A 24,944-nucleotide genomic window follows, 5' to 3' on the forward strand; every position below is an offset into this window, starting at 1 on the left:
CAGCCTGCTAAGGTTGAACGTTTAATAAGTGGTTCGCTGTTTCTTCTTACTGTTGCCACGATTGTCGGTTTTTTTTTCCAGCAATTTATCCTCGAGCTATGATCTTACCTCGAAAATAATCTTGCGGCTGGAACCATACGGTAACCAGCCGCTTCTTTATCAAACATAGCTTGGGTATATAAGCGAAGGAATAAAGAGGTTTTTTTCCTGATGCCCGCTATGGTATAACGCTTTCTATATGATGAGGGTATACAATATGCCCCTATATCGACTGATCCCGGAAACCCTGCACGATTATGACTAACATCTCAGTTGACGATCTCAAGCTCATCAACCTTATTGCCTCTCAGGGCAGTTTTTCCAAAGCCGCAGATATACTGAACCTGACCCGGCCAAGCGTAAGCCGGCGGATAAAATCGGTTGAAGACAGCTTGCAGATATTGCTCTTTAAACGCACGACCCGAAAACTTGAATTAACCTATGAGGGCCGGCGATTTATTGAGCATACAGTGGCAATGGAGCAACAATGGATTCAGGCGATAGGAGAAATACAGAGCCTGAAAGCCGAGCCGACTGGTAAACTGACCGTATGCAGTTTGGATCTGCTCAACCGACGTATGGCGCAACACTGTTTAGCTGATTTTTTAGGCCAGTATCCGAAGGTTGATCTCACTCTGGTAACCACTCACGGTATGCCAGAAACCAATAAGTTCGATGCCGATCTTATGCTGCATATTTCCCCGTTAGATGAACAGGCATTTATTAGTGAGCCCTTGGTGCTCTGTCATCGAAGGTTTTATGCTAGTCCGGCATATCTGGCAAAAAACGGCGTGCCTCAACACCCGAGAGAGCTGGGCGCTTACCATACCATTGATTGTTCCGAATCGGCACGTGAACGTGAAATGGGTTACTGGTCATGGTATGAAGGTGATTTATCCTATCAGGTGAAGATCAACAGCCGCATGCAGTGCGATGAGCTTGAAGTGGCCATGCATATGGCACTGAAGGATTACGGTATTGTCTGGTTGCCCGACTTTTTGTGTCGGCAATATGTCAAGGAAGGGCGTTTGGTTTCCCTGTTTGACGGCAACTTTGCCGATGCTGTTCCTATTTACGCTATCTATCCCAGAAGCCAGTATTGCCCGTCTACAACGAAGGCTTTTATTAATTTCATGCGTTATAACAAACTGTTTGGTATGCCGTTGCCACCTTCGCCCCAATAATATGGGATAGACTTGCCATGAGGCGTTAAATCTAAATGGCAGTCTTAATTATCTGTATACTATTTTTCATCACCTTGTTATTGGTTTTAGCTTTCTTGTACAAGAAAACCAATGAAGGTATTCCTAAATACATCTGTTCATAATCAGACATAATTAAACACAGTTGTTAATAAAACATATTATGATGCCTGTTTTTAAGCGTAATAGCTCAGGTGATATAGTTAACCATTATTACTTCTGTTTCATATCAAAGTATTATCAATTGACAGACATCAAAATTTTCAATTGATCGCGCAACTAATATTAACCCGACAAATGTCACGTGTGTTAGTATCCGTTCACAAACGATCAATGATCGTTTTTTTTTCGCTGAAAATAGTTGTTTAAATAAAAATGAGTGACATTCATGTCGTTCTTTTGTTGCAGGGAGTGCGATTTGGAACATTATAAAATCCCATTGCTAGCTACCAAGTTACTTTCCTTCTCAATAAGTTTGATCTAGATATTACCTTAAGATTTATAAAATAAGACCTATATAAATCCATTTCAATAACTGTAATTTCACGTTTGAGCTATTTGTCTACATAGCACTATGCGCCAGTAAATAGCGTAAAGCTATTGGTTCTGGTGATAACAAATAAAAATAACTTCCCAAGGAAGAGTAATGAAAGATTTGTCGATTCGTTGGAAATTTACTTTATTGGCAGGGCTCTGCCTGCTTATTGCACTGTCTGCTCTTGTTAGTTTTTCTTTATACTACTCAGATCAGGCCCAAGATCTGGTTCATGAACAAACATCGGAAAACATACAACAGGCCGCAAAGGAGTACGTTTCTGTTTTAGCCTCTGAGGAGGCGCAGAAGGTGAAGGCAGTATTAGACAAAAATCACAACCGTGCAGAGATACTGGCCCAAACGGTATTGTTCATGCGTAACAATGCCTTGCTTAATGATACCTCCAGTGAACAATTCCGCAGCTCAGTTAATCAATACCTCAAACAATTGGTCGAGCACCAAGCTGATGTGCTTGGCATGTACATCGTACTGGAAACCAGTGCGTTGGGTGGTGATGACAGCCTCTATATTGACAATGAGAATTTGGCATCTAACAGCACGGGTCGTTTTGCTCCTTATTGGGCTAGGGGCGAAAGTGGCAACGTGGAACTGGAGGTGCTGAAAGAGGAAGATATTACCGATACAGAGCATGATGAGTTTGGACGCCCTGCAAATGAATGGTATGCCTGCCCAATTCGAACCCGTCAGTCTTGCGTCCTAAACCCCTATCTTGATGATGTTGGTTCACAAGAGTTGCTGATGACATCTGTCACCGTTCCGTTGCTGGAAAACGGTCAGCTGGTGGGTATGGTGGGGATAGACCTGTCGGTGCGGTCATTACAACCTTTGATCGAGACTGCAGACAGCCACTTCGTCAGTGGACAGGGACAAGTTCTGCTGTTGAGTCAAGATGGTGTGATTGTCGGTTATGATCAGGATAAGTCTCAACTTGGCAAGTTGGAGAAGGTGTTACCGTTAAGCCAACAAGCGGACATCGAAAGCTGGTTGCCCCGCAAACTCATGCGTATCGATTGGACTGAGGATAACAAAACGCTTCAAGCACTTGTTCCGGTATCTCTTAGCGGAAGTGCAACGCCTTGGGGCTTGATATTCAGCGCTCCCCGAGAGAGCGTATTGGCAAGTGCCATTGCCTTAAATCAGAAGGTAGAACAGCACAATATTGAAGCAATACGGTTTCAGTTAGTTGTTGCATTAGCGATAGCATTGGCAGCACTGCTGCTTATCTGGCTAGCGTCTTATTATTTAGTTAAGCCTATTTGGCAGGTTACAGGCCGTTTGCAAAGTATTGCTTCAGGGGAATGGGATCTGACCCAGCGTCTGCAAGTAGAAAGTAAGGATGAAGTTGGGACATTGGTACATTGGTTTAATCAGTTCCTCGATAAGTTACAAAGTACCGTGCAACATATTGGCGAGTCGGTGAAAAGTGTACAGGCAACCTCTGAACGAACCTCAGAAATTGCAAGGCGAACCAGTAATAGTAGCCAACAGCAGTTTTTAGATGTAGAGCAGGTGGCAACCGCACTTGAGCAGATGACCGCAACAGCCGGTTCTGTTTCTGACCATGCGGCACAGGGTGCTGGTTCTGCAGGAGAAGCACAACAGGCTGCCGTTAATGGACAGCAAGTTGCTGATGCGACAACACGGGCGGTTGAATCTTTAGTCGATGATGTTTCAGCAGCGATGCCGATGATAGAGCGCCTGTCTAAAGACAGCGAAAATATTGAATCTATTCTATCGGTGATCCAGGGGATTGCCGAGCAAACCAATCTGTTGGCTTTAAATGCCGCTATTGAAGCAGCCCGTGCCGGTGAGCAAGGGCGGGGATTTGCCGTAGTAGCTGCGGAAGTGCGTAACCTTGCAGAGCGAACTCAAGACTCCATCGGTCAGATCCGAGAGGTTATTGAGCAGTTTCAATCTGGTACTCGTGAGGTGGTTGGGATTATTAGCAGCGGTAATGAAAAAGCGATTGGGGCCGTTCAGCAAGTTAGTGATATGACCAAGGCCTTGTCCGTTATCGCCGAACATATTCAGCGTATCAGCGAGATGGGGACTGAAATTGCCAAAGCTGCCGCTGAGCAGAGCACTGTCGCAAATGAAATTAACCTCAATGTGGTAAATATCAGAGAAGCGAGTCACACCATAACTCAAGAGGCTGAATCATCATCACATTTGAGTACAGAACTTCAGCAGCTGTCTGTTGATCAGCAACAGATTGTGAAGCAGTTTAAAGTTTAGTGGATTGAGTGTTGTGGAAAGGGGCGATCAAATAAAACTGATCGTCCTTTTTTTGTATCGTGCGTTCTTATTGACATCAGTTGGTCAGTTTTATGTTGTTAGTCAGTTTTATTTAATATGAGCGGGGCCGCTGAATTCTGGATCTCGTTGGTTAATCATTTATCTTATGAATGTTTTTGTGTTTGAACTGGTTAAAATTATTTTATGTCATAAGCTTACATTTTGTTCTTCTGCCTCTCAGGATAGAGTTTAATGAATATGAAAGTAATTGAAGCTTGGCACCAGGTTGTAGACTCAAGGAACATGTCGGCATTAAAAGAGCTGCTCGCTGACGATGTCACCTTTCATTCTCCTGTGGTACACGCGCCTCAGAAGGGAAAGGCAATCACTTTGCAATACCTGACAGCTGCGTTTGGCATACTTTTTAACGATACATTCAGCTATGAGCGTGAAGTTGTGAATGATCGTGATGCCGTACTGGAATTTAGCGTCGAAATAGACGGAATTGTCGTCAACGGGGTAGATATGATCCGTTGGGATGAAAATGGCAAGATTATCGACTTCAAGGTGATGTTGCGCCCGCTTAAGGCCATTAATCTGATCCATCAATTGATGGCAGCCAGACTTTAAGTTGTAAGTCTGGTGATATGTATCTGAGTAAACATAATCATATCATCAGGCGACAGAATGTCGCCTTCAACAGTTCCCATCTCAGGAATTTATCTCTACGGGTGAAGAAACAGATGACGGTACAATCTTGAGCGACAACGTTAGGGTAAAACTCGCGACCGGTTGTGTACCGTCTTTGGTCGGACATGTTGCCGTAACAGTGATCGGTTTGTTGATCCGCTCACCGGTTTTATTGCTTATTTCCAGCATATCTCTAATGTCTTTCCCTTGGTTGCAACGGAAGATGACATCATCCTCAGGTCGGCGATGAAAATCACCTTGTACAGATTTAAAAGCAAGGGATACATTAAGTCCAGAATTGCTAGCGAGCTCCATAGCCATTAGCCCAGCGGCAATGTCTGCGCCTATGGCTAATGCGCCGAAGTACATGCTGCCTAAGTGATTCTGGGTCTTTTTGTTTAATGGCAACTTGAGGGATAACTGTTCGTCATCGATCTCCAAAACCTCAGGCGTACAGTAATCAATTAATTGAACCTGATGCTTTGCAAAATGCTCAAGCATGATATTTGCTTGGGTGACTCTGCTGTCCATTGCTTCCTCTCCTGATAATAACTCATTAGACCAGTTAAGCTCTATAAGGGAGATCTGTCAACTCTGTTGCCGATTTTTGATTAGCAATAGGAGAATGAATCAGCCAGTGTTTATTCAATATTTGAAAGCTGATATAGGAAAGCAGCTGGTTGGAATAAATCCGCTTTATTCTTTGAGCCGAGTAGACACAAGAAGGAACGGTTATTTCCAGCTCGAAATGTAAATATTAGATGTTAAATTGGCCAGATACTTGTTCTGATTGATATACCCAAACTACTTCAAGATGCATGATTCAGAGCTTCCTCTGGGAATTCAATTCGAACGAAATGTATGTAGGAATGGCATTCCCTTTCAAGCACATTTTGTGAAGAAGTGATTTTCCAGAGGAGCTCCCAAAGGGCGAGTTTCATTGGCTTTTATTCTGTGTTAGCCATTTTCTAAATAGAACCACTATTCACTCAAATGGCCGCCTTGACTAAAAGCCAATGAATTCTCGCTGAACTCTGCATCATGAGGTAGTTTGGGTATATTACAAACAAGCTTTTATAAATAAATCAAATGAACGCTGTTTCAGATCATATCTTTTTTTATGACGGCTAATGATCATGAAGCATAAAATTACATATGTTATATAACGATAGTCAATATGAAAACAGAAGAACTTGCCTTATTTACCATGGTTGTCAAATATGGAAGCCTGAGTGCGGCGGCAAAAGCCTTAGGTATTCCTGTATCAAAAGTTAGTCGTCATATTGCCCAGCTGGAACAACTGCTGGGTATTGATTTACTGAAACGGACGACGCGGCCTCTGACGCTGACGGATGCCGGTATTGAATTGGTAGAAAGAAGCAAAACGATCCTGGCTGAAGTGGAGGCCCTGCAGTTAAGTGTCGGTCAGCTGCAGGCCCAGCCGGAAGGTGTTATTACTATCGCGGCACCGCTGGATTTTATCGAGCAGTTCTGGAGTGAGGCTCTGGCTCGGCTTCTTCGGCGTTATCCGGGGTTGCAGCTGAAGTTTGTCTCTTATCAAAGCCGACAAAACCCGATGGATATGCATGCCGATCTGGTTCTTTATACAAGTAATGAGAATCCGCCTGACAGCTCAATGATCGGACGTAATCTGTTAACTCTTAAACGTGGTTTTGTCGCCAGTCCGGACTTTATTGCGCAACATCCCGAGCTTACACATCCGAAGCAACTCGTCGATTATCCTTGCCTGCTTTCGGCAAAAGGGGCTCATCCGGCAAATATATGGGTATGGAGCGATGATAATCAGTCTCACCTAATAGAGGTCAGTGGTCCGCTGGAATCAGACACTCTTCCAATCTGTACTTCTGCTGCGATTTTCGGACTTGGCATTGTTTGGGTACCACCGCTTCTGTGCTTGGACCACCTCAAAGCCGGTCGGTTACAGTTGTTATTTGACGGCCGATATGCTACCGACTTCACTACTTGGGGGCTCTATTCCTGCCGCCATTATGTACCGCACAGAGTGCGTGTAGTCATTGATTTTTTTCAGGATGAGTTCTCCAAGCTTCAGCAACAACTCGGAGCGACGATGTAACTTTTTAGACCAATCGGGACTTATCCCGATTGGTATTATCTGATCAACTCAGACTATTATCTCAGCTGGTATTATTTGGTACTTTGCATTTTTTAGGAACTGTGTTTCTAAACTTAAGTGTATATGCACAAGAGGTAAGTGAATAAAATTCGCCTGAACATCTATCGTTTTTGATTTTAGAATCAATGACTAAATGAAAGGGTGAATATGAGCGAACAAGACAAGCCAGTCGTCGACGAAAAACGTCGCCAGCTATTAAAAATAAGTGCGGGAGCCGTCGCCGGTGTCGGTGTTATTGCCGGGGCCGGAAGCTGGGTCAAAAACCGGGTGGACGGTGTTGAACAGGACGATTTTCCGGTGGAAACGTCACCGGACATTCGCCCTATGGATCAACGCAATGTTCTTCTTACCTTTGCCATCAGCCAGGCATTGGCCAAGAAACATCCCGACCGTAATCTGAGCTTTAGTGAAGATACTGGCGGCCCTATTGCTCCAGGGGAAAAACCATTTAACTTTCAACATGGTATGATGAGGTTTGCGACAGCGCATACACGTGCCGATAATAATAGAGTGGGTTACACCCAGCTCGATTATTCTTTGGAAGCGGCATCCTGGTGGAGCATGGATAATTTGGCCCCATCGCAGTCTGGCGGGGTGCCCAACAGCGGCGTTTTCAGCTGGGATCAGTCAGATGTCGTTCCTCACAAATACCCGTTCAAAGATTCCGTTGAGAAGGTCTGCGCGATTAAAACGGCGGCCAAGACATTTGGTGCCGTAAGGGTCGGGATATGTCGCCGCGACAAACGCTGGGACTATGATCCGCTTTATGATGTGACGAAAGAAGAAACCTTAACCTGGGAAGAAGACTTTCCGTTCGAGCCTAAAACCGTGATTGTTATGCTTACGGAGATGGACTATGAGGCGATGGCAACAGCGCCGATGATCCCGGCATCGGCAACGGCAGCCATGGGTTATACCAATAATACCATTCAGGCCGGCGCTATGGCCAAGTTCCTTCGAGGAATCGGTTATCAGGCGGTTGGGTCTGGTAATGATATGGGCAGTTCCGTTGCCTATGCCATCGCCGCCGGACTGGGTGAAGGCGCACGAAACGGTACATTGATTGCGCCGACCCTCGGCCCGCGTGTACGTATCTCTAAAGTTTATACCGATCTTGAGCTTGATGATGCGGCTTACGACAAACCTCGTAATTTCGGCATCATGGAGTTTTGTGAACACTGCAAGCGTTGTGCCGAATCCTGTCCGTCCCAAGCTATCAGCATGGACGATAAACCTTCTATGGGCCCAACATATCCGGGCAGTGAAGATCCTGAATATGCCTGGCAAGGTCAGCCGGGAATGCGCAAGTTCTATAGCGATTCGAAAAAATGTTTCAAATTCTGGGCTGAGAACGGTGGCGACTGCGGTGCTTGTATTGCCTCTTGCCCTTGGAACAAACCCGATTTCTGGCACCACCGACTGATTGATGGTTCTAACGCGGTTACCAGCGGTGTGGTGCATACCATGATGAAGCAAGCCGATATTCTGTTTGGTTACGGTAACGTCAATGATGAAGAAGCCGTTATCAAATTCTGGCGCAGCGGCTTTGACGGCGATTTCACCTAAGGAGAGACTCATGATTGGATTAATGTGGTACTTGATGGGTATGGCCACCACCGCGGCTTTATGGGGTTATGTGCATCTGCGACGTAACTATTTGCTCGACCTAAAAGCTAACTTAGGCTTATTAAGTACGTTCGGGCTTGGCTGGATCTGTGTTGGTTGGTCCTGGGCCTCCTTTGCCGAAGGCGAGCCTCAATCGGGCGCCATGGGAATGATCTGCTTTGGCTTGCCGACCCTGATCCTGGCTGTTGTCACCTGGCGTAAGTTTATTCAGCCAGTTATAAAATCGTAAAAAAATAGTCCGGCGGTTTCGTGGTTTTACAGCCAGGAACCGCTTTTTTTATTTTGGAGAAGTATATGTTTCAGGGACTCTCACAGTCTCGTCGGCGGCCTCGGACAAAAACAAAAGGTCTGCCTTGGTTGCATGTTTTCAGCTGGGCGTCACTGGCTGCCGCGTTTGTTATTGGTCTGATCTGGCAGCAACCCAACTACCCGCAGTTATTACAGCAAGCTTTCCCCCATAATGAAATTTCGCAAATAACGGGTGTCCAAGGCGAGCAATACCAGTTAAAGCAAGGCGACGTTACTCGCTATCTCAGTCTGGGACAATCTCAAGGTTACGGTGGCCCGATGTTATTGGCGGTCGAAACCAATGAGCAGGGGCGTATAATAAGCACAGTGCTGCTTGAGCATAAAGAAACACCAGCCTATATTAACAAATTCAAACAGGGGCGGTTTTACCGGCAGTTCGATAATCAGCTGCTGAATAAAGATTATCAACTTGGGCTTGATATCGACGGACTCAGCGGGGCAACCCTTTCCTCTCGGGGGCTAACGTCAGGTATTCGTGAGGCAGCCCATAATGCCGCCGAACGTTACGCATTACCACAAAACTGGCAACGCCCTGAATTTATTGTCGGCTACAAAGAGTTGCTGGCCGTATTGTTATTTGTAGCTGCACTCATTGTTAAAAAGGTGCCGCTGCAATGGCAGAAACGTTATAACCAGCTGCTGGCAATCAGCTCGGTTATTTTGATCGGATATTGGCTTAATAGTGCCCTCTCTATCACCATGATAGGGTCATTGCTGCTGGGCTATATTCCGTCGCCTCAGCAACATCTGTTGTGGTACATCATGCTGACAGGCTCACTGGGTTCAATCCTGTTTTTAGGCCGCAATGTCTATTGCACCCAGCTTTGCCCGTTCCACCAGATCCAGCGCTGGTTGCATCAACTCAGTGGCCTCAACCTGCAGCTCTATCCCTGGTTGAAACAGCACGTGAAATTGTGGACCAATACGCTGCTCTGGCTGTCGCTGATGCTGATCTTTTTGTCTCGCACTCCGGCCATTGGTTCATACGAGCCATTTTCAATGTTGTTTTCTCTCGAAGGGGTAGGCATTCAGTGGTACATATTGCCATTAAGCATTTTCGGCGCTTTTGTCGTCAACGACTTCTGGTGCAGGATGCTCTGTCCGCTGGGGCGTTTCCTAACTTACAGTGTTGAGATGCGGGCCAAGACCCTGAAGCAAATCCGCAAAGGAAAACAAATAGCCATTAAGGATGTATCCCATGAGCGTAAACCCGCAGACAAGTCAAAAGAACGTGAGCCAGCGACCGACACGATCCGCTAAGCGTGGTGCCAGAAATGAGCAGCCAGCTAAGGGTGAACGCTTGATCAGTGGCTCGCTGTTTCTACTTACTGTTGCGACAATTGTTGGCTTTTTTATCCAGCAATTTATCCCCGAGCTATAACCCCGCCTCAACAATAAGCCCAACAGGGATAGGTATCGGGTTAATTTAACGTTGCCAGCGACTTGAATACAACACAAATTGTTGAAGATATAGTTGCTCTATATCGAGGCAATTTGGGACAGTAATCAGGTTGCTGGCACGTACCCATCAATTAGCAATATTACAAAGCCTTATTACGCAGCTTCATCATTATTCTTGCAGTGCTGCCTGCCAGCCATAATCGCTTTGAGCTGACGGTAATTGGTGAACTTAATATTGTTGCGCTCAATCAGCAGTAAAAGCCAGTCTTAAAAGTACATCGCCGGTTTGTTCCCATACCGTTTCATGCATGAATTTGAAGCCATAACGGTCATAAAAACGGCGGCCTATCGTATTTTCCTTAAATACTTGGACTTCTAAATCGCCATGAATTTTTTGAGCTTTGTCGATCAATGCCTTACCAAGGCCATTGCTATGGAGACTTGGGTCAACGAAAATACCGCCTACTTCATTACCGATTAAGGCAATAAATCCAACCACTTTTTCGTCAGCTACTGCCACCCATGTATCCGCATTAGGGATGTATATATTTGGGATGTTATGGCGTTCTTGTTCAAAAAACTGTTCAGTCATAAAAGGGTGCGCGACTCTTGAAGCCTTTTCCCATGAGTTAAGTAACTCGTTTAAGTCGCGTTCTTGGTAATGTCTAATTTCTTTTTTCATTTTTAGTTCTACTTTCGTCATATCTATCTTTATTGGGCTCTTACGTCATAAGCGCCTCAACTCTTAGAACAAATATTAACGATAGCCATTGAGAAAGGATTGTAAAAAAACGACAGTTTTTAAGATGATTCAACGCCTCCATAAATATCAATGGTTAAGTCGCGTTGTTTAGCATATTCCCCAGGCGTTGATCCAATACTACTTTTAAGATAACGAATTAAATGTGGCTGATCACTAAAGCCGAATTTATAAGCAACATGTGCCCAATCAATATCTTTCTCTTTACGTTGATATAAATACTCTAACATTGCTTCGAGTCTATTCATTGACTGGCATTGCTTACAGGTAAATCCTGTAACACGCACAAAACATCGTTCAAGAGTTCGCTGTGAACAGTGTAACAACTCCCCCATATTGGAAATGGGCGTATCCGAGAGCAAAGACAACGCACTATGGGTTAGCTTACTGTGTTTATCTTGGCGACTATTTAATAACCAAGGCAGCAGTAATTCATCCAAGGTATCACAGCAGATCTCAGGGTGAAGTCTTGCCTTAACCAGTATATCTGTCTCACTAAATATTTCGGAGTTAAGTAAGGCATTGATATCAACATCAATCACTTGATCCAATACTGGTTGTTTGGGGGTGATATCTAATGAATAGAGCGCACCTATGTGAAATTTGACGCCTAAAATCATAAATGGTTTGGAGTGGTCCATTTGATAGGTATGGCAATGAGGGAATAACCAATGGCTTCCGTTCCCCTTTGCAGACATTGTTTCAAGATCATATTGATAACCTTGCTCAGATGAGGCAATAATCAAGTGCCCTGCAGGATCAGGATTCAATTTAGGTTGGTTATGACCATTATCATTTTGTTTTTTCTCCAAAAACCAATAGCACTCAACATACTTGGCCACGTCAGGATTTTTCGGAGAATGTATCCAGTTTATCATTTCATATATCTAGCTATTAATAGGGGGTAGGGCGTAGCATCTAATTATCTTGTTACAGTGGCGGAACAAATCGATGTTGATTGGTGCCATTTTGTTTTTGTTTGTACATATCAGCGTCGGCATTACTAATTATATGTGAGGTAGAGTGTGCATCATCAAAAAACAGAGTAATACCAATACTGGCAGAAATGTTTAGTTTAATATCGTCAAAATAATACTCTTCATTCAGTATGTTAATCATTTTTTCGGAGATTTCGGCAGCATAGTCGGTAGCCTGGCTCTTTTCAGACCCAACCTCCTCCAGGAGTATGATAAATTCATCACCACCAGACCGGGCGACGGTATCTGTATCCCGTACCTGTCGACACAATCGGTTGGCAACTTCAATCAGTAATCGATCACCTATTTCATGGCCATATAGGTCATTTACCTGCTTAAATTTATCTAAATCAGCAAATAGCACGGCACAATAGGTGTTATGTCGTTTGCTTCTATATTGTGCTTGCTCAATTCGTTCAGTTATTAGGCGGCGATTTGGTAGATTGGTAAGGTGATCAGTGAGTGCCAGGCTACGCACTTCATCTTCTATCTGCTTCTGATATGAAATGTCGGTAGAAATACCTAATAACGCCACTATTAAATTACTATCAGACTTGTCGTAGATGGGGGTTTTGACCTCTAGATAGACGCGCTGGCCACTACCCAGCGCTCCAACAGTAACTTCTTCTTGTGTGTTTTCACCGCTTAGTACTCGTAAATCAATTTCACGTAAAGATTTTACGATATCAGGAGGGAAAAAATGGCTATCGCTCCGACCTATCAGCTCATCAGATGAGCAGCCAAATAACTTTAGCGTTAATTTATTGGCGTAAATGTAACGAGACTCTCTGTCTTTTATATATACATAGACAGGAACATTGTCTAATGCGAAGCGCAACTGCTCGATATCATCAACTACACATAAACTATTTCGCAAGATTGTATTCGCCATGTATAACACCGTGTTTTTACAATAAGGGTATTCCATCACCGAATAGCCTTGGTTACATAGACATTATCAACGCTCATGGTGGGGTACAAGGGGAACCCTTCACATTAACTAAAATATGGCAAAATTGATGAGTAATTTCTAGTCATCGAAGTAGGTGTAATACCTTTTTGGTGCTATTGGAGATAGAAATAGACACTTCGTGTTCCGTGTTCTTGGCATCGACGGTGGTTTTGAGAAGATAATAAAAGTGATGGACTTGGATCACAGATTGTTTACGGAGGTACGTTTAATTACAAGGTCAGAGTAGTTTTTAGCCTAAAGTCTGCTAATTTATTAGAAATAAACTCAACTGATCTCGGTTATTACGTTGTATATGTCTATAAAAAAAGGGTTATTTAGATTATTTGGATCCAATGGCAATCAGACTGTATCAAAGGTAACTGACTCAAATCACCAACATCAACAGTCCACAATACAAAGAATACATCACCGTGGTTTTCTTGTGGAAAATACAACCGAGGGTCTTGATAGCTGGAAAGCTAAGATTAACGGTAAGCTTAATACTGGTGACTTATCCTCTATCAAGGAAAGCATTGATTGGTGGTGTGATAATAAAACAGAAATAGCACATGACAAAGCGGCCAATCAAAATTCATCAAAACGTAAAGTTGTCGTTTACCAGGGCTTCAAATTATTTAATGATACAGGTGAGCACAACACTTGGTATATGTTGCATAATGGACAGTTATTAAAAGGAAGTCAGAAGGCCATTGAAGCAAAGATAGATAATGCTATTGAAAAGCTGCAAAGAAAACAGAGATGATTAGGAATTATAAACGTGTGAATTCAGTTATTTATGTATTAATCTGTAATCACTAAGAATTGTAGTGTTCAATTAAAGTCAGCCACAACTTTACTTGACCACTACCGAAATAATCATATTGCTTTTTCTTTTTAATCCACTGCCAGTGAAAAGTTTGTTTTAACAATATCCGTTCTTAAATGCTTTATCGCCTGATATTCATCTGAGTTCCAACAATCCTTGAGATGTTGCATGGATGGAAACTTTACTAATGATAATTTAGCCTCCTGATTTGGCCAGCAGCCTTCTACCAACTCTAAAATCTGTGAGGAAGTCCCTGCAATTAATACCTCTGCACCATAGGTCAGAAAGATGGGATAACAGGCTTCACAATAGGCGGCAAGAGATGCATGACCTTCCGGTAATAGGGTGCTGGCAACAAGGTAAGCTGGTTTATCCGTGTTCATGCTTATCTTCTATGGTTTGAAAGACTTTTCCATTGCTCTGACTGTTGATGCTGGCCTGATAAAATAGTGCGACATCTTTTGCCGGTATACCTGTTGTACTATCCATTCCCATCATTTCCATGGTTTCTTTAACAAAGCTCGGGCTGACAGCGTTAATTCTTTTATCATCTTTAAGCTCTAACGCTGCAGAAACCACAAAAGCATCAACGGCTGCACAGGCCATACTGATTGCGATGCTTCCTGGAACTGGATGTATAGCGGCAGCACCGGAAGTTAAGGTAATAGAGCCGCCTTTATTGAGATAATTTAAGCCAATTCGAACAAGGTTAACTTGTCCCATCAACTTATTCTCTAAAACCAATTGATAGCCAGCATCAGGCATGTTTTCCAGGCTACCAAATTCTCCTTTGCCGGTAGTGCTGATGATGGCATCAACCTTTCCAACGTTTTCGAACAGGCTTTGAATTGAATCTTTATTGTTAATATCCACAGTAAAGTCGCCACTGCGATTACCAACAGAAATAATTTCGTTATCTTGGCCTAAGAGTTTGACGACTGCTTTACCAATAACACCGGTTGCGCCTATCACTAAAATTTTCATAGTTTCTCCTAATTTAATATCCGGTTTGTTCTAACCAGCGAGTTAATGCTGTTGCCAGTTGCGGGGATTGATCTTCTTGTAAAAAATGTGATGCATTTTCAATGGTCATATGCGGTTGGCCTTGTGCACCTGTAAAGTTACTTTGAAATTTATTGTCGTAACCTTGGCCCGCTAAAAAGGGATCTTTATCACTGAATAAAGTCAGCACGGGTTTATGCCATTGCTTGAGTTTCTCCCAGTCAGCATTCACTTCATCCAGTTCAGACGCAACAATCTCAGGCATCTTTCTGGGTGCCGCATAATATTCAGGACTGGGGAAGGGGGAATCGTAGGCCTGCATTTCGGCAATGCTTAGCCGCCTGGTGGTCAGCGTTTGAATGATTTTACCAATTTCTAGTTGATCAGCGTGCCTAAAATAGCCAGCCCAATTGCCATAATTGATTTTGCTGGCAAATTTTTCGAGGCTTGGTTTGCCGGCCATAGCTGCAAGCAGCTTAAGGATTTTGGGTACCATGAATTTTTCCATGCCTGTCATTTCAGCCAGCGCGGTATTGGCAACAACAAGGCGATCTAACCATTCGGGTTCTTGCGCCAATACACGTAAACCTATCATTCCGCCCCAGTCCTGCATAAAAGCCGCGGCATTTTTGAGCCCTAGTTGGCGGACAAAACTAGTCATCCAGCGCACATGGTTACCGTAAGTATGGGCGTCGCTGGCAGTCGGTTTATCTGACTTACCAAAGCCGATTAAATCAGGTGCAATCACTCGATAACCCGCATTGACCAATAGTGGCACCATGTGTCGGTACAAATAGCTCCACGACGGTTGGCCATGCAGTAAGAAAATTGTTTTATCATTGTTTTTGCCTTCATCGATGTAATGCAATCGCATACCATCGATATCCATATAGTTTGGCGCAAACGGGTAATCCACGAGGTTCGCAAACGCGTCCTCTGGTGTTCTAAGAATTTGCTGACTCATGCCCACTTCCTCACTGGTCAAATATTTTGACAACCCTACAAATGCCCTTGGTTTCTTGAGTAATTGCAACTGGGTGCGATTGATGAAGTAACTTTAGTGAATAATGGCGGCCTAAAAAAGCATAGCTTTTTGATCAACATGGTCATAATATTAGGCCATGATTGCATTAGAACATTTGCACGTTATCAACGTGATCCATCAGGAAGGCAGCTTTCGTAAGGCCAGTGAACGGCTCTTTAAAGCGCGTTCTGCTGTGTCTTACTCCGTAAAACAGGTTGAAGAGTATTACCAGATTGAGATATTTAACCGTGATACCTACCGGCCGGAGCTGACGCGTAATGGCAAAATATTAATCAACAAAATTCAGCATTTGCTTAATGAAGCCAATGACTTTGATATGTTCGCCCGTCAGATGAATAGTGAAGTAGAAGCCGAACTGCGCATCAGCATTAGCGCGATATTTCCCATGGACAAGGTCACGCAACTGTTAGGGCAACTTAAACAAGAGTTTCCAAAAACCATTATCCATTTGGACATTGAAACTGCATCCGGGGAACGAATGTTGTTGGATAATTTGGTTGATATTGGTATTTATGGTGGCTTAGAACAAGATGCCAAGGTGCAGTATCGCTGCATTGATCACTGTAAACTGCCGGTATTTATTTCTGATCGTTTTCCCGTGGCGGATAAAAACAATATCAGTAAAACTGACTTGCTACCGTACCCGCAAGTAGTCGTTAAATCTTCTTACAAAAGTAGCCCTGACTCTGGCATCGTTAAAGATGGTCTTCAGTGGTATGTATCTGATCACAACACCAAAAAATCACTAATACACAGCGGCTTGGGTTGGGGGCGTTTACCGGTTCACGAGGTTGAGCAAGAAATCCAGGATAAAAAGCTGATTCAATTGAATATTCAAGAGACTATGGAAGTGCCTGTTTATGTCGCCAAACTTAATAACAAAGTCCTAGGGCCCGTTGGAATGATGGTCTGGAATTTCTTTGATGATTATGTGTGAAAGTGATGAAGAGCCAGCTCGCTCTGGGGCTGAAGCGCCTTAGTTGAATCGATCAATCAGTGCATGACCATTCACCGGGTTTTTACTGGCAAAGAACGCCTAAGAACACGACTTCTATTTGGCTGGGTGTATAGCTGACTGAGGGTATTCCGGCGCAAACAGCGAGAATGCTTGCACTTTAAACATTAAGTAATTATTGGTAAAAAAAAGGGCTAGACAGTTGATGTCTAGCCCTTATCAAATTACTGGATCTTACTCTGCATACTGACGCAGGTGCTGCTTGACCGCCTCTGACGCGAATGAATGCTCGACACTCACCTTGTAGATCGCATAGTAATCTTCGCGGCTCAGGTTGAACTCTTCTACCACTTTGCGTACTTCATCGGTCATCGTAGTGTTAGAGACCGTCCGGTTATCGGTGTTGATAGTGATCAGCACACCGTCCTTGTGAAAAGCTTTTATCGGGTGGCTGCTCAGGTTGTCGACAGCTTTGGTCTGGATATTGCTGCTCGGGCAGGTTTCCAGAGCAACAGCTTTGCTTTTGACCAGATCATAGGCCTCAGGATGGCCCTTGATATGGATACCGTGTCCAATACGTTCGGCACCCAGCAGCGATACTGCATCATGGACATTCTGGCCATCACCCTGCTCGCCGGCATGAATGGTAACTCGATACCCCTTGTCGAGGGCGTATTGGGCATAAGGTACGAATTCATGACAGAAACCCGACAGTTCGCTGCCAGCCAGGTCGAACGCAACCACGCCGTCATTCAGATATTTTGCACCGGCATCGAGAACATCCTTAATTCTGTCTTTGGGCATCGTCCTCAATATCGACAGAATATAGTTGCCCTTGATGTCATATAGCTCTTCAGCTTTCTTCATCCCTTTGACGGCACTACCAATAATCTGATCAAGGGTTAGCCCCTGTTGCAAGTGAAGCAGAGGGCCAAAGCGCACTTCTAAATACTTTACGTTTTCTTTGGCAGCGTCTTCAAACACTTCAAATGAAATACGTTCGATACCGGCTTCTGTCTGCATGACAGAGAGCGGCAGCTCAAATCGCATCAGGTACTCATCGAGATTTTGACAGGTCTCGGGAGCGACCATTAGCGATTTAATTACGTTAATGTCTTCACTTGGCAGGGTAATATTTTGCTGGTGAGCGAGATCAATGATGGTTTGCGGGCGTACGCTACCATCCAGGTGACAATGCAGATCAATTTTTGGCAAGTTAAAGTAGTTCATGAGTCTCTACCTTTATTAAAATGGTACATAAAGTTACAGACTTCATAATCAAGAATTTAAGGCTCTTGGTAGAAACTCCCAAACCATATTATTGGGATTATACGAAGTAATTATCTGGGGGAGTTTATCACCGTGACTGATGCTCTGCAATTTAGATTGATGGCACATTTGCATCAATTGCCTGGTTCGTTAGGAGGGGTAATTTCGAGCTAAACACTCTGCGCGCTTTTTCTGAAAGCAAGAAATCTAATATACAATGAGCCCCATGTGAGTAATAACCATGGGGCTGATGGTGGTTTTTAAGCGATTAGAGCTTGTCTAAATATCGCGCCTTATACTTATTTCGTCATTTTACTTATGGATTAAATTTTAAATTGTCCAATTAGGTTTTTTAAACGACCGGATAATGCATTGAGCTGATAACAGGCTTCTATCGTCTGGCTGGATGCATCTGATGTTTGATAACTTTGTTCGCTGATTTTCTCTATGTTCCGACCGATATCAGAAACCACGGCATTTTGTTCTTCCGTCGCGGTCGCAACCTGAGTGTTGATATCATTGATGGTGGAAATAGTTTGCTGAATCGCGGCTAAAGAGCTACCTATCTTGCCTGCCAGTTCTAAGCTTAATTTACTGCTGCTTTGCCCCTCATCCATCACATCAACGGCTTCTTTGGTGCCTTGCTGCAGTTGTGTAATCATTTCCTGTATTTCAAGCGTTGATTGGTTTGTTCTGTGTGCCAGTGAACGAACCTCATCTGCGACAACAGCAAATCCCCGGCCATGATCGCCGGCTCGGGCTGCTTCAATCGCAGCGTTCAGCGCGAGCAGATTGATTTGATCTGAAATACCATTGATGACATCGATGATGGCGCCAATTTTGTCGGTTTGATGGGCGAGGTTGGCAATGACCGAAGAGGCTGAATTAACATTGCGAGATAACGCTGACATCGAGTCAATGTTGCTTTGGACAATATCGATGCCGTTCGACACTTCATTGTTGCCTTGCTGAGCCGAGTCCGCAGCGATTGAGGCGTTGCGTGCCATTTCCGAAATGGTGGTGCCCATTTCATTAATCGCCGTTGCGATTTGCGTTGTCTGCTCTTTTTGATCCTCTACAATATTTCCTGCACCTTCAGAGAGCTGTTTGGTGTTTTCAATTGAGGTGACCAGCTCTGTAGTAACTTGTGAAACTTCTATTATCGAACCGTGTATTTTTTCGACAAAACTATTGAAACCGATTGAAAGCTCGGTTATTTCATCATTACCTTTTATCTCTAGTCTCTGATTGAGATCGCCTTCTCCTTCACCAATGTCACGCATTAAATGGGCGACATTACGTATCGGAGTCACGATCCTTGCGGCTAAAAACGCAGCAAGAAGGGTAAATAATACCGCCAGGGCGATATTAATGAGGATGTTTTTTTCAGTGACGGAGTCATAAGCGCGATATAACTCGTTTTCGGAAATTTCAGCAACAATATACAGATCAATAATGGGCAAGTAACTTGAGGCAATAAGGTGTGTACCTTGATCGGTAATCAGTTTATCAAGGCTGAATTCTTGCTGATTCAGCAATGTTGATGTCAGAGATGCGGGTAACTGATTTTTCATGATGCCCGTCTCAGGCTGTATTCTGATTTCGCCCTGTTGTGAGACAAGATACACGGCACCTGTTTCGCCCAGCTTGTATTGTCGCAGCATGTCGGATAATTGACTGAGGTCAATTGCCATACCGGAAACCGATAGCGGTTCGCCATTTTTAGAGATCAGGTTATTGATAAACAGGCGTTCCTGTCCTTGCTGACCGGTGTCAAAAGTCAGATTGACAGACTCGCCAGAACGAAGCTGGTTATATAACCATGAGTAGGCTGGATCATCGGCTGAAACTGTCCCTCTGAGCCCTTCCCCTGAGCGGTAGTCATGTAAGCCTTTCATCGAAACCAGGAACGTACCGTTCACGTTTTCCATACTCGCCAGCGAATCTAATTGGCTTAAGACTTCGGCTCGTCTGCTATCGGGTTCGCCATTTATTATCCAGTTCTGAATAAAGACATTGCCAGCTAATTGGTTGGCTGCTTGAACCGGAAGGTTAATATCACTTTCTATGGCTTCACGGATGACCGCAAGGGCCGTCGGCAACTGCTGTTCTTCAACTTGCTTGAGCATCAACTGTTTTACCTGATAATTGTTTATCAGGGTTGTCGCTGAAAGTGAGAAGAGGAGCGCAATACAGGTAGCTAATATGATTTTGTTTTTTATTGATATGCGATTGAGCTTATTCATTGGTTACTTCTACTTCAGGTAGCAAATCGAGAGGGGGGACTTAGATTCATCCGTTCATTAACAAAAGAGCGCCATGGATTAAATACTAATTGGCATCCATGGCGCGTCGAGAAAATGACTGTAGCGAGTTACTTCACACTTGCCGTTTTATTACTGGCACCTTTCCATGCGTAAATGCCGCCAGGATAACGGTATACATTGCTGTAACCCAGTTTAACGGCCCATGTCGCGGCGTTATGACTGCGACCACATTTGACAAAGCCACAATAGAACACCAGCATTTTGTCTTTGTCTGAGCCTAACATCCGGGTGAAGTCTTGTTCGCTTCGGCCATTGGTTTCAGCGGTGTTCCATTCTGGCATGGACGAGACAGGGAATAAGAACTGCTGGGCTGTAGGAATGTGTTCTTTTTTATAGCTGTCTTCAAATGGCATGGCATCTATAATCAGAACATCTTTTCCGTCATCTAACAGGGCTTTTACTTTTTCAGTATTAATTAACTGATAACCGCCTTGCATCGTTTCATGATGAAGGTTGATTGCAACTCGCTCTGTTTTTACCTCGCGTTCAAACTTGTTTCCAAACAATCCGGCAGATGCACTCAAGGGAAAGATGAGTAGCGCGGCGCCGAGAATAAAAACGTTAAGCCAAAAGCCGCGATATGATGGTCGGGAAAGGTATTTTTCCACAGGCATTATTCTTATCCTTAGTTAAGTAATGTTAATCAGGCCAGGTGTGCTGTTGTTTGTATCGGGTGCCTGGAATTGAAGAAATGTAAAGTGCCAGCCACCATGGTAATGATCAGTAACATGAAGAATTGCGGTTCGATCTCACGATAGACAATTGACTCCAGAGATCCTGGCAGGTTGCAAGCACAATCAAGATTGAGGCCTTGCTGGATGGCGATGCCAGAAAGTACGGTGTACAAAGCAAAACAAACAATAACAGGCACTAAACTGACTAGTTCATAAAAAGCGAGCGTTGCACAAATTGAGAGTGCAAGAGGTAATGCAAAGGCTATGGGATCAACATACATAGCTGAGAGTAAGCCGGTATCGAGCAACAGTAATGCTGTGTTTTCGGGGGCGAAGAAGCCTTTTAGCGCAATCGCTGCTGCCGACATGAAAATAAAGCTGGTGATGAAATGATGAACGTATCCTCGTGTTTTCATAGCAATACTCTCTTTCCGTGACTTTGATGTTGACCTTAGTCAGAGAGAAAGCCCTTACCGAGCTTTCTTCTGCAAGGGATAATGACGTTAGTTCAATGTAGTTTGCTCCAGGTACAGCATCGCTTCGAGTACGCTGCCGCCAATGGCGCGAGCTTTATCCGAAACGGTTGTAAAATCGGCCTCTATGCCGCGGGGGTCAATGTCGCCGATTTTAAATCCTTCAGTAACAGTTAAGCCTTCGTTAAGAAGTCCGCGTACCATACCGCTCAGTGGTGCAACAATCTGACTGTCGCCAACGTGGGCGATAACATCACCTTCTTCGACTATATCGCCAAGTTTGACATGGTTGTGCATAATTCCCTGACAAGGGGCGCGCAGTACTCGCTGATGGGTATAACCGGCGATATTGCCGGGAATACCGGTATTTGGTTGGGTTTCTCCGTGATAGATGATCCGGCCCAAATGGTGGCCGCGATTGGTTTCAATGACCGCATCACAATCGACACCGGCATTAAAGCCCGGGCCTAAAGCAATGGTGACCGGAGCCATATCTTGGGTCGTGCCCAGGTTACGTTTGGCAAGAATGGCATCGACAAGGAAGGTCGGTGCTAAGCTGGCAAGCGAGCTGCATTGCTCATCAGCCATAACCGGGATCAGACCCTGTTCAATGGCATTGAATACATCTTCAGTGCTATGGGCTTTTCTGGCTGTCACGCCTTCGACTTCAATGGGATCACCGTATAAACACTGGGCAAAGGCGACGGTGCAGCGGATCACTGTGGGTTGGGCGATATCGGTCATCACAACTTTAAAGCCTGCATTGTGAAGGCGAATAGCCACACCTGTTGCGATATCACCAGCACCACGTACCAGCACCAGCCGGTTGCGGTTCAGGCGAGTATCGTCTTTCATTAACCCGCCTGAAGACTGATGCTTCACTTTAAGGACTTCAGCCATAATGCTGATGGCGATTTCTTCCGGTGTTTCTGCGCCAATATTGAAACCAATCGGGGAGTGAATGGCCTGAATATGGTCTTCGCTGACGTTACTTTTTCGCAAGTGATTGAATAAGGTTTGTACTTTACGGCGGCTTGCCATCAGGCCGATATATTGGGTATCACAACCGACGACTTTGGTGATCGCATCTTGATCCTGATGGTTAGTCGCAATAACCACAAAGCTCTCTTTGTTAATATCCAGCTGGTCGATGGCATCATCCATCGTTTTGCCTAGAATGCGTTTGGTTCCTGCAGGAAAATGCGCTTCGGCCAGGCTGTCTTCGTAAGCATCGGCGACGCTGATATCGAAACCTAAAACATGAGCCGCATGGGCAACGGCGCGGTTGACGTGGCCGCCACCAATCAGTAATAAAGCTGGGCGCAGGCCGTAAACATCGATTGAAACAGTCATCGCCCCGCCGCAGTCCATGCCCATCGCTTCCGGGCCGGATCGTGTCATACGGCCTTTTACTACCCGGGATTTCCTTTCTTGCAGGGCTTCAATGGACTGTTCTATGACGTAGCGTTCGATCATGCCGCCACCGACGGTGCCGATAATGGTACCGTCTGCTTTGATAATCATTTGTCCTGAATGACGAGGTGCAGAACCTCGCGTTTCGATAATGTTAGCAAACGCAAAAGGCGTGTTTTGTTGTTCTAGTAGAGCTGCCTGAGCAAAAATATTCATTAATCTTGACCTCTATATCGCGTAACGAGGTCAGGTGTCTCCCCTCGTTACGATGTCTTTTATCGGCGATAGATCGTGCATTGCAGCAAGCCAGATCGCATCAAGCTGGTGGGTTTGTGTAATGATCGTTTGCGCCAGCTGAGTCAGTTTTAAATAAACCGGCGCAAGATCAACTTTATTGATTAACCAGATCTTGATGGCATGGTCTGGAGCCTGCTTAAACATTCCATGTGGGTGCTCAATCAATCGACACAATATCCGGTGATCAATTTCGTCACCTTCTGAACACTGTGTAAGGGCAGAGAACATGTTCCATCTGTGAATTCTCTCAGGACGAGCCTGAGTATGAATAATCTCTGCACCTGTAACGCCGATCACCATATCCGAGTTAATTGGAATGCAAGGCTCATGCCCGGAAGGAGCCTTAATTGGCAAACACTTAGCGCCATCGGCTTCAATAATAAAAATTGTGAAAGGGGATGTATTTTTGAGCTGTTCAACAAGGTTTGGTGTGATCCCTGACACTTTGGTTTGCTCTTTGGTATTGCCGGTCATTTTTCCATTATTCGGCGCTATTTCATTTTGATAGCAAAAAGTGATAGCGGGTTTTGATAGTTGGTTTTGCAGGCGTGAAAGCAATGCTGTTTCAGGGCTTTTCCCCGAGTTATTATTATCAGCGCAGATAAAGCAATCTGCTTGTTCTGGTGCAGGTAAGTACATTTTGGTGGTGGTGGATACCAGTACACAATGACCACGCTTTTTGAATTCTTGTGCCAGCCAGAAGGCGGTGGATGTTTTACCGCCACCGCCCACGAGAGAGATGATCAAAGGCGTAGTAAAATCGGCATCTAAAATGCTTGGAGTAATAGGGAGAAGTGGGATGTGTTCAGTTCTGTCGGGCATGTTGCCTCTCTTATTCTTCAGTGTGCAGTGCTTGCTCTGTTAATGTGAATCACTATAGTTAGCTATGAAATTACAATTAAGATCCTACGGACTAGAATTATCAACGGGAATTCAATGAGTAACCAACTGCAAAATGTCGATTGTGTGATGCCTGCTGCCGGCCTGTCATCCCGAATGGGGAGCTGGAAAATGATGCTACCTTACCGTCACCATACGATCCTTGACGAGAGTATCGAAAATGCACTTCGCTTCTGTTCTCGGGTAATTCTTGTAGTCGGGCATCGTGGCAACGAGCTGGTTGAACGGTATGAAAACAATGCGAAAATCAGGGTTGTTGTGAACCCTGATTATTCGCTGGGCATGTTTGGTTCAATTCAGGCCGGTGTCCGTGAAGTACGAAGTGAGCACTTCTTTATTTGCCATGGCGACATGCCGTGTGTGTCTGCTGACATTTATCAGCAAGTCTGGTCAGAACGGGGAGAGCACACGGTATTTCCCGGTACAAAAGAGAAGCCGGGTCATCCGGTGTTGTTACCAAAATCAATAATACCTGTCATTCAACGCTCAGAAATTGATGGAAAAATGAAGCCTCTTATTATGGCTTATAAGGTCAAATTTATTGGCTTAGATCAGTTAGATATTTACTTAGATGTCGACACACCGGCGGCTTATCACGCAGTGTGCGAGAGCGCACACCGTAAGTATCAAATTGATAACTGAGATATCACTCTTATCAATTTGATAGCTGTTGTATCAACTCCGTTAATTAACTTACCATTTAGAACACCACTGTGAGTCGAGTACAACATCACAGAAGCTTTAGATATGTTCAGTCACCAATCGTCGTCATTCCGTAAAGTGAGGTACGAACTTATACGGAATCTAAGGCGCACCTCGGATATTTCGTTCCTCAATTCTGGGATGACATGTTTAGGTGTT

The 24,944-nt window shown here is 44.4% G+C and carries 23 protein-coding genes and 1 riboswitch; of the genes, 10 read left to right on the forward strand and 13 right to left on the reverse strand.

All coding sequences use genetic code 11. From position 1 onward, the window contains the following. Positions 1-296: 296 nt before the first annotated feature. From L4D76_RS04410 to L4D76_RS04420, 3 genes are all read left to right on the forward strand, one after another. Complete coding sequence (locus tag L4D76_RS04410; RefSeq protein WP_428439723.1) at positions 297-1,223, forward strand: LysR family transcriptional regulator; 927 nt, start codon at positions 297-299, stop codon at positions 1,221-1,223. 664 nt (positions 1,224-1,887) lie between these two features. After that, positions 1,888-4,032, forward strand: a complete 2,145-nt coding sequence (locus L4D76_RS04415; RefSeq protein WP_428439724.1) for a methyl-accepting chemotaxis protein — start codon at positions 1,888-1,890, stop codon at positions 4,030-4,032. Between the two features lie 252 nt (positions 4,033-4,284). Further along, positions 4,285-4,662 (forward strand): nuclear transport factor 2 family protein, encoded by a 378-nt coding sequence (locus L4D76_RS04420; RefSeq protein ID WP_428439725.1) that lies wholly within the window; start codon positions 4,285-4,287, stop codon positions 4,660-4,662. A gap of 81 nt (positions 4,663-4,743) precedes the next feature. On the opposite strand, the gene L4D76_RS04425 is transcribed toward L4D76_RS04420, so the two are convergent. Then, positions 4,744-5,253 (reverse strand): PaaI family thioesterase, encoded by a 510-nt coding sequence (locus L4D76_RS04425; RefSeq protein WP_428439726.1) that lies wholly within the window; start codon positions 5,251-5,253, stop codon positions 4,744-4,746. 646 nt (positions 5,254-5,899) lie between these two features. Here L4D76_RS04425 and L4D76_RS04430 point away from each other — a divergent pair. From L4D76_RS04430 to L4D76_RS04445, 4 genes are all read left to right on the forward strand, one after another. Beyond that, positions 5,900-6,817, forward strand: coding sequence for a LysR family transcriptional regulator (locus L4D76_RS04430; RefSeq protein ID WP_428439727.1), 918 nt, complete (start codon positions 5,900-5,902; stop codon positions 6,815-6,817). Positions 6,818-7,024: 207 nt separating this feature from the next. Beyond that, positions 7,025-8,443, forward strand: coding sequence for a reductive dehalogenase (locus L4D76_RS04435; protein WP_428439728.1), 1,419 nt, complete (start codon positions 7,025-7,027; stop codon positions 8,441-8,443). Positions 8,444-8,453: 10 nt separating this feature from the next. Beyond that, a complete protein-coding gene (locus L4D76_RS04440) occupies positions 8,454-8,732 on the forward strand; it encodes a tetrachloroethene dehalogenase (protein WP_428439729.1) in 279 nt (92 codons plus the stop codon). A 65-nt stretch (positions 8,733-8,797) separates the two neighbouring features. Further along, the gene (locus L4D76_RS04445; RefSeq protein ID WP_428439730.1) at positions 8,798-10,072 is read left to right on the forward strand and encodes an FMN-binding protein; all 1,275 of its coding nucleotides are present in this window, start codon (positions 8,798-8,800) and stop codon (positions 10,070-10,072) included. Positions 10,073-10,457: 385 nt separating this feature from the next. On the opposite strand, the gene L4D76_RS04450 is transcribed toward L4D76_RS04445, so the two are convergent. From L4D76_RS04450 to L4D76_RS04460, 3 genes are all read right to left on the reverse strand, one after another. Continuing rightward, positions 10,458-10,916: a GNAT family N-acetyltransferase gene (locus tag L4D76_RS04450; RefSeq protein WP_428439731.1), complete on the reverse strand. Its 459-nt coding sequence runs from the start codon at positions 10,914-10,916 to the stop codon at positions 10,458-10,460. Positions 10,917-11,014: 98 nt separating this feature from the next. After that, positions 11,015-11,851 carry a helix-turn-helix domain-containing protein gene (locus L4D76_RS04455; RefSeq protein WP_428439732.1) on the reverse strand — a complete coding sequence of 279 codons (837 nt, stop codon included), beginning with the start codon at positions 11,849-11,851 and terminating at the stop codon, positions 11,015-11,017. A gap of 52 nt (positions 11,852-11,903) precedes the next feature. Further along, positions 11,904-12,842 (reverse strand): PAS domain-containing protein, encoded by a 939-nt coding sequence (locus L4D76_RS04460; RefSeq protein WP_428439733.1) that lies wholly within the window; start codon positions 12,840-12,842, stop codon positions 11,904-11,906. Positions 12,843-13,215: 373 nt separating this feature from the next. Between L4D76_RS04460 and L4D76_RS04465 the strand changes: the two genes are divergently transcribed. Further along, complete coding sequence (locus L4D76_RS04465; RefSeq protein ID WP_428439734.1) at positions 13,216-13,665, forward strand: DUF3319 domain-containing protein; 450 nt, start codon at positions 13,216-13,218, stop codon at positions 13,663-13,665. 131 nt (positions 13,666-13,796) lie between these two features. On the opposite strand, the gene L4D76_RS04470 is transcribed toward L4D76_RS04465, so the two are convergent. Genes L4D76_RS04470 through L4D76_RS04480 form a run of 3 tightly spaced genes read right to left on the reverse strand, consistent with a single transcriptional unit; the run spans position 13,797 to position 15,694 of the window. After that, on the reverse strand, positions 13,797-14,111 hold the full coding sequence (locus L4D76_RS04470; RefSeq protein ID WP_428439735.1) for a DUF1330 domain-containing protein: 315 nt from the start codon (positions 14,109-14,111) through the stop codon (positions 13,797-13,799). Continuing rightward, positions 14,098-14,712 (reverse strand): short chain dehydrogenase, encoded by a 615-nt coding sequence (locus L4D76_RS04475; protein ID WP_428439736.1) that lies wholly within the window; start codon positions 14,710-14,712, stop codon positions 14,098-14,100. Before L4D76_RS04475 ends, L4D76_RS04470 begins: the two co-directional genes overlap by 14 nt. Before the next feature lie 13 nt (positions 14,713-14,725). Then, positions 14,726-15,694: a haloalkane dehalogenase gene (locus tag L4D76_RS04480; RefSeq protein WP_428439737.1), complete on the reverse strand. Its 969-nt coding sequence runs from the start codon at positions 15,692-15,694 to the stop codon at positions 14,726-14,728. 157 nt (positions 15,695-15,851) lie between these two features. Between L4D76_RS04480 and L4D76_RS04485 the strand changes: the two genes are divergently transcribed. Further along, positions 15,852-16,712, forward strand: a complete 861-nt coding sequence (locus L4D76_RS04485) for a LysR family transcriptional regulator (protein WP_428439738.1) — start codon at positions 15,852-15,854, stop codon at positions 16,710-16,712. A gap of 252 nt (positions 16,713-16,964) precedes the next feature. On the opposite strand, the gene add is transcribed toward L4D76_RS04485, so the two are convergent. From add to yqeC, 6 genes are all read right to left on the reverse strand, one after another. Next, positions 16,965-17,960 carry an adenosine deaminase gene (gene add, locus L4D76_RS04490; protein WP_428439739.1) on the reverse strand — a complete coding sequence of 332 codons (996 nt, stop codon included), beginning with the start codon at positions 17,958-17,960 and terminating at the stop codon, positions 16,965-16,967. Positions 17,961-17,985: 25 nt separating this feature from the next. Next, positions 17,986-18,085: riboswitch (purine riboswitch) on the reverse strand. A gap of 237 nt (positions 18,086-18,322) precedes the next feature. Then, positions 18,323-20,245 carry a methyl-accepting chemotaxis protein gene (locus tag L4D76_RS04495; RefSeq protein ID WP_428439740.1) on the reverse strand — a complete coding sequence of 641 codons (1,923 nt, stop codon included), beginning with the start codon at positions 20,243-20,245 and terminating at the stop codon, positions 18,323-18,325. Positions 20,246-20,373: 128 nt separating this feature from the next. Beyond that, positions 20,374-20,940: a rhodanese-like domain-containing protein gene (locus L4D76_RS04500; RefSeq protein ID WP_428439741.1), complete on the reverse strand. Its 567-nt coding sequence runs from the start codon at positions 20,938-20,940 to the stop codon at positions 20,374-20,376. A gap of 29 nt (positions 20,941-20,969) precedes the next feature. Continuing rightward, complete coding sequence (locus tag L4D76_RS04505) at positions 20,970-21,416, reverse strand: MauE/DoxX family redox-associated membrane protein (protein ID WP_428439742.1); 447 nt, start codon at positions 21,414-21,416, stop codon at positions 20,970-20,972. A gap of 87 nt (positions 21,417-21,503) precedes the next feature. After that, a complete protein-coding gene (gene yqeB / locus L4D76_RS04510; RefSeq protein WP_428439743.1) occupies positions 21,504-23,102 on the reverse strand; it encodes a selenium-dependent molybdenum cofactor biosynthesis protein YqeB in 1,599 nt (532 codons plus the stop codon). A 30-nt stretch (positions 23,103-23,132) separates the two neighbouring features. Continuing rightward, positions 23,133-24,005 carry a selenium cofactor biosynthesis protein YqeC gene (gene yqeC, locus L4D76_RS04515; protein ID WP_428439744.1) on the reverse strand — a complete coding sequence of 291 codons (873 nt, stop codon included), beginning with the start codon at positions 24,003-24,005 and terminating at the stop codon, positions 23,133-23,135. 114 nt (positions 24,006-24,119) lie between these two features. Here yqeC and mocA point away from each other — a divergent pair, with 114 nt between their 5' ends. Next, positions 24,120-24,725 carry a molybdenum cofactor cytidylyltransferase gene (gene mocA, locus L4D76_RS04520; RefSeq protein ID WP_428439745.1) on the forward strand — a complete coding sequence of 202 codons (606 nt, stop codon included), beginning with the start codon at positions 24,120-24,122 and terminating at the stop codon, positions 24,723-24,725. Positions 24,726-24,944: the final 219 nt, after the last annotated feature.

It is taken from the genome of Photobacterium sagamiensis, from assembly GCF_050337085.1.
Classification (GTDB): domain Bacteria; phylum Pseudomonadota; class Gammaproteobacteria; order Enterobacterales; family Vibrionaceae; genus Photobacterium; species Photobacterium sagamiensis.

Bases quoted from the DNA above. Each gene is read 5' to 3' on its own strand.
- yqeC (WP_428439744.1), bottom strand. From the start codon at position 24,005: ATGCCCGACAGAACTGAACACATCCCACTTCTCCCTATTACTCCAAGC.
- L4D76_RS04485 (WP_428439738.1), top strand. From the start codon at position 15,852: ATGATTGCATTAGAACATTTGCACGTTATCAACGTGATCCATCAGGAA.
- L4D76_RS04415 (WP_428439724.1), top strand. From the start codon at position 1,888: ATGAAAGATTTGTCGATTCGTTGGAAATTTACTTTATTGGCAGGGCTC.
- L4D76_RS04470 (WP_428439735.1), bottom strand. From the start codon at position 14,111: ATGAACACGGATAAACCAGCTTACCTTGTTGCCAGCACCCTATTACCG.
- L4D76_RS04450 (WP_428439731.1), bottom strand. From the start codon at position 10,916: ATGACGAAAGTAGAACTAAAAATGAAAAAAGAAATTAGACATTACCAA.
- L4D76_RS04455 (WP_428439732.1), bottom strand. From the start codon at position 11,851: ATGATAAACTGGATACATTCTCCGAAAAATCCTGACGTGGCCAAGTAT.
- L4D76_RS04495 (WP_428439740.1), bottom strand. From the start codon at position 20,245: ATGAATAAGCTCAATCGCATATCAATAAAAAACAAAATCATATTAGCT.
- L4D76_RS04430 (WP_428439727.1), top strand. From the start codon at position 5,900: ATGAAAACAGAAGAACTTGCCTTATTTACCATGGTTGTCAAATATGGA.
- L4D76_RS04465 (WP_428439734.1), top strand. From the start codon at position 13,216: ATGTCTATAAAAAAAGGGTTATTTAGATTATTTGGATCCAATGGCAAT.
- L4D76_RS04435 (WP_428439728.1), top strand. From the start codon at position 7,025: ATGAGCGAACAAGACAAGCCAGTCGTCGACGAAAAACGTCGCCAGCTA.
- add (WP_428439739.1), bottom strand. From the start codon at position 17,960: ATGAACTACTTTAACTTGCCAAAAATTGATCTGCATTGTCACCTGGAT.
- L4D76_RS04440 (WP_428439729.1), top strand. From the start codon at position 8,454: ATGATTGGATTAATGTGGTACTTGATGGGTATGGCCACCACCGCGGCT.
- L4D76_RS04505 (WP_428439742.1), bottom strand. From the start codon at position 21,416: ATGAAAACACGAGGATACGTTCATCATTTCATCACCAGCTTTATTTTC.
- yqeB (WP_428439743.1), bottom strand. From the start codon at position 23,102: ATGAATATTTTTGCTCAGGCAGCTCTACTAGAACAACAAAACACGCCT.
- L4D76_RS04420 (WP_428439725.1), top strand. From the start codon at position 4,285: ATGAATATGAAAGTAATTGAAGCTTGGCACCAGGTTGTAGACTCAAGG.
- L4D76_RS04475 (WP_428439736.1), bottom strand. From the start codon at position 14,712: ATGAAAATTTTAGTGATAGGCGCAACCGGTGTTATTGGTAAAGCAGTC.
- L4D76_RS04425 (WP_428439726.1), bottom strand. From the start codon at position 5,253: ATGGACAGCAGAGTCACCCAAGCAAATATCATGCTTGAGCATTTTGCA.
- L4D76_RS04445 (WP_428439730.1), top strand. From the start codon at position 8,798: ATGTTTCAGGGACTCTCACAGTCTCGTCGGCGGCCTCGGACAAAAACA.
- L4D76_RS04410 (WP_428439723.1), top strand. From the start codon at position 297: ATGACTAACATCTCAGTTGACGATCTCAAGCTCATCAACCTTATTGCC.
- mocA (WP_428439745.1), top strand. From the start codon at position 24,120: ATGAGTAACCAACTGCAAAATGTCGATTGTGTGATGCCTGCTGCCGGC.
- L4D76_RS04480 (WP_428439737.1), bottom strand. From the start codon at position 15,694: ATGAGTCAGCAAATTCTTAGAACACCAGAGGACGCGTTTGCGAACCTC.
- L4D76_RS04460 (WP_428439733.1), bottom strand. From the start codon at position 12,842: ATGGCGAATACAATCTTGCGAAATAGTTTATGTGTAGTTGATGATATC.
- L4D76_RS04500 (WP_428439741.1), bottom strand. From the start codon at position 20,940: ATGCCTGTGGAAAAATACCTTTCCCGACCATCATATCGCGGCTTTTGG.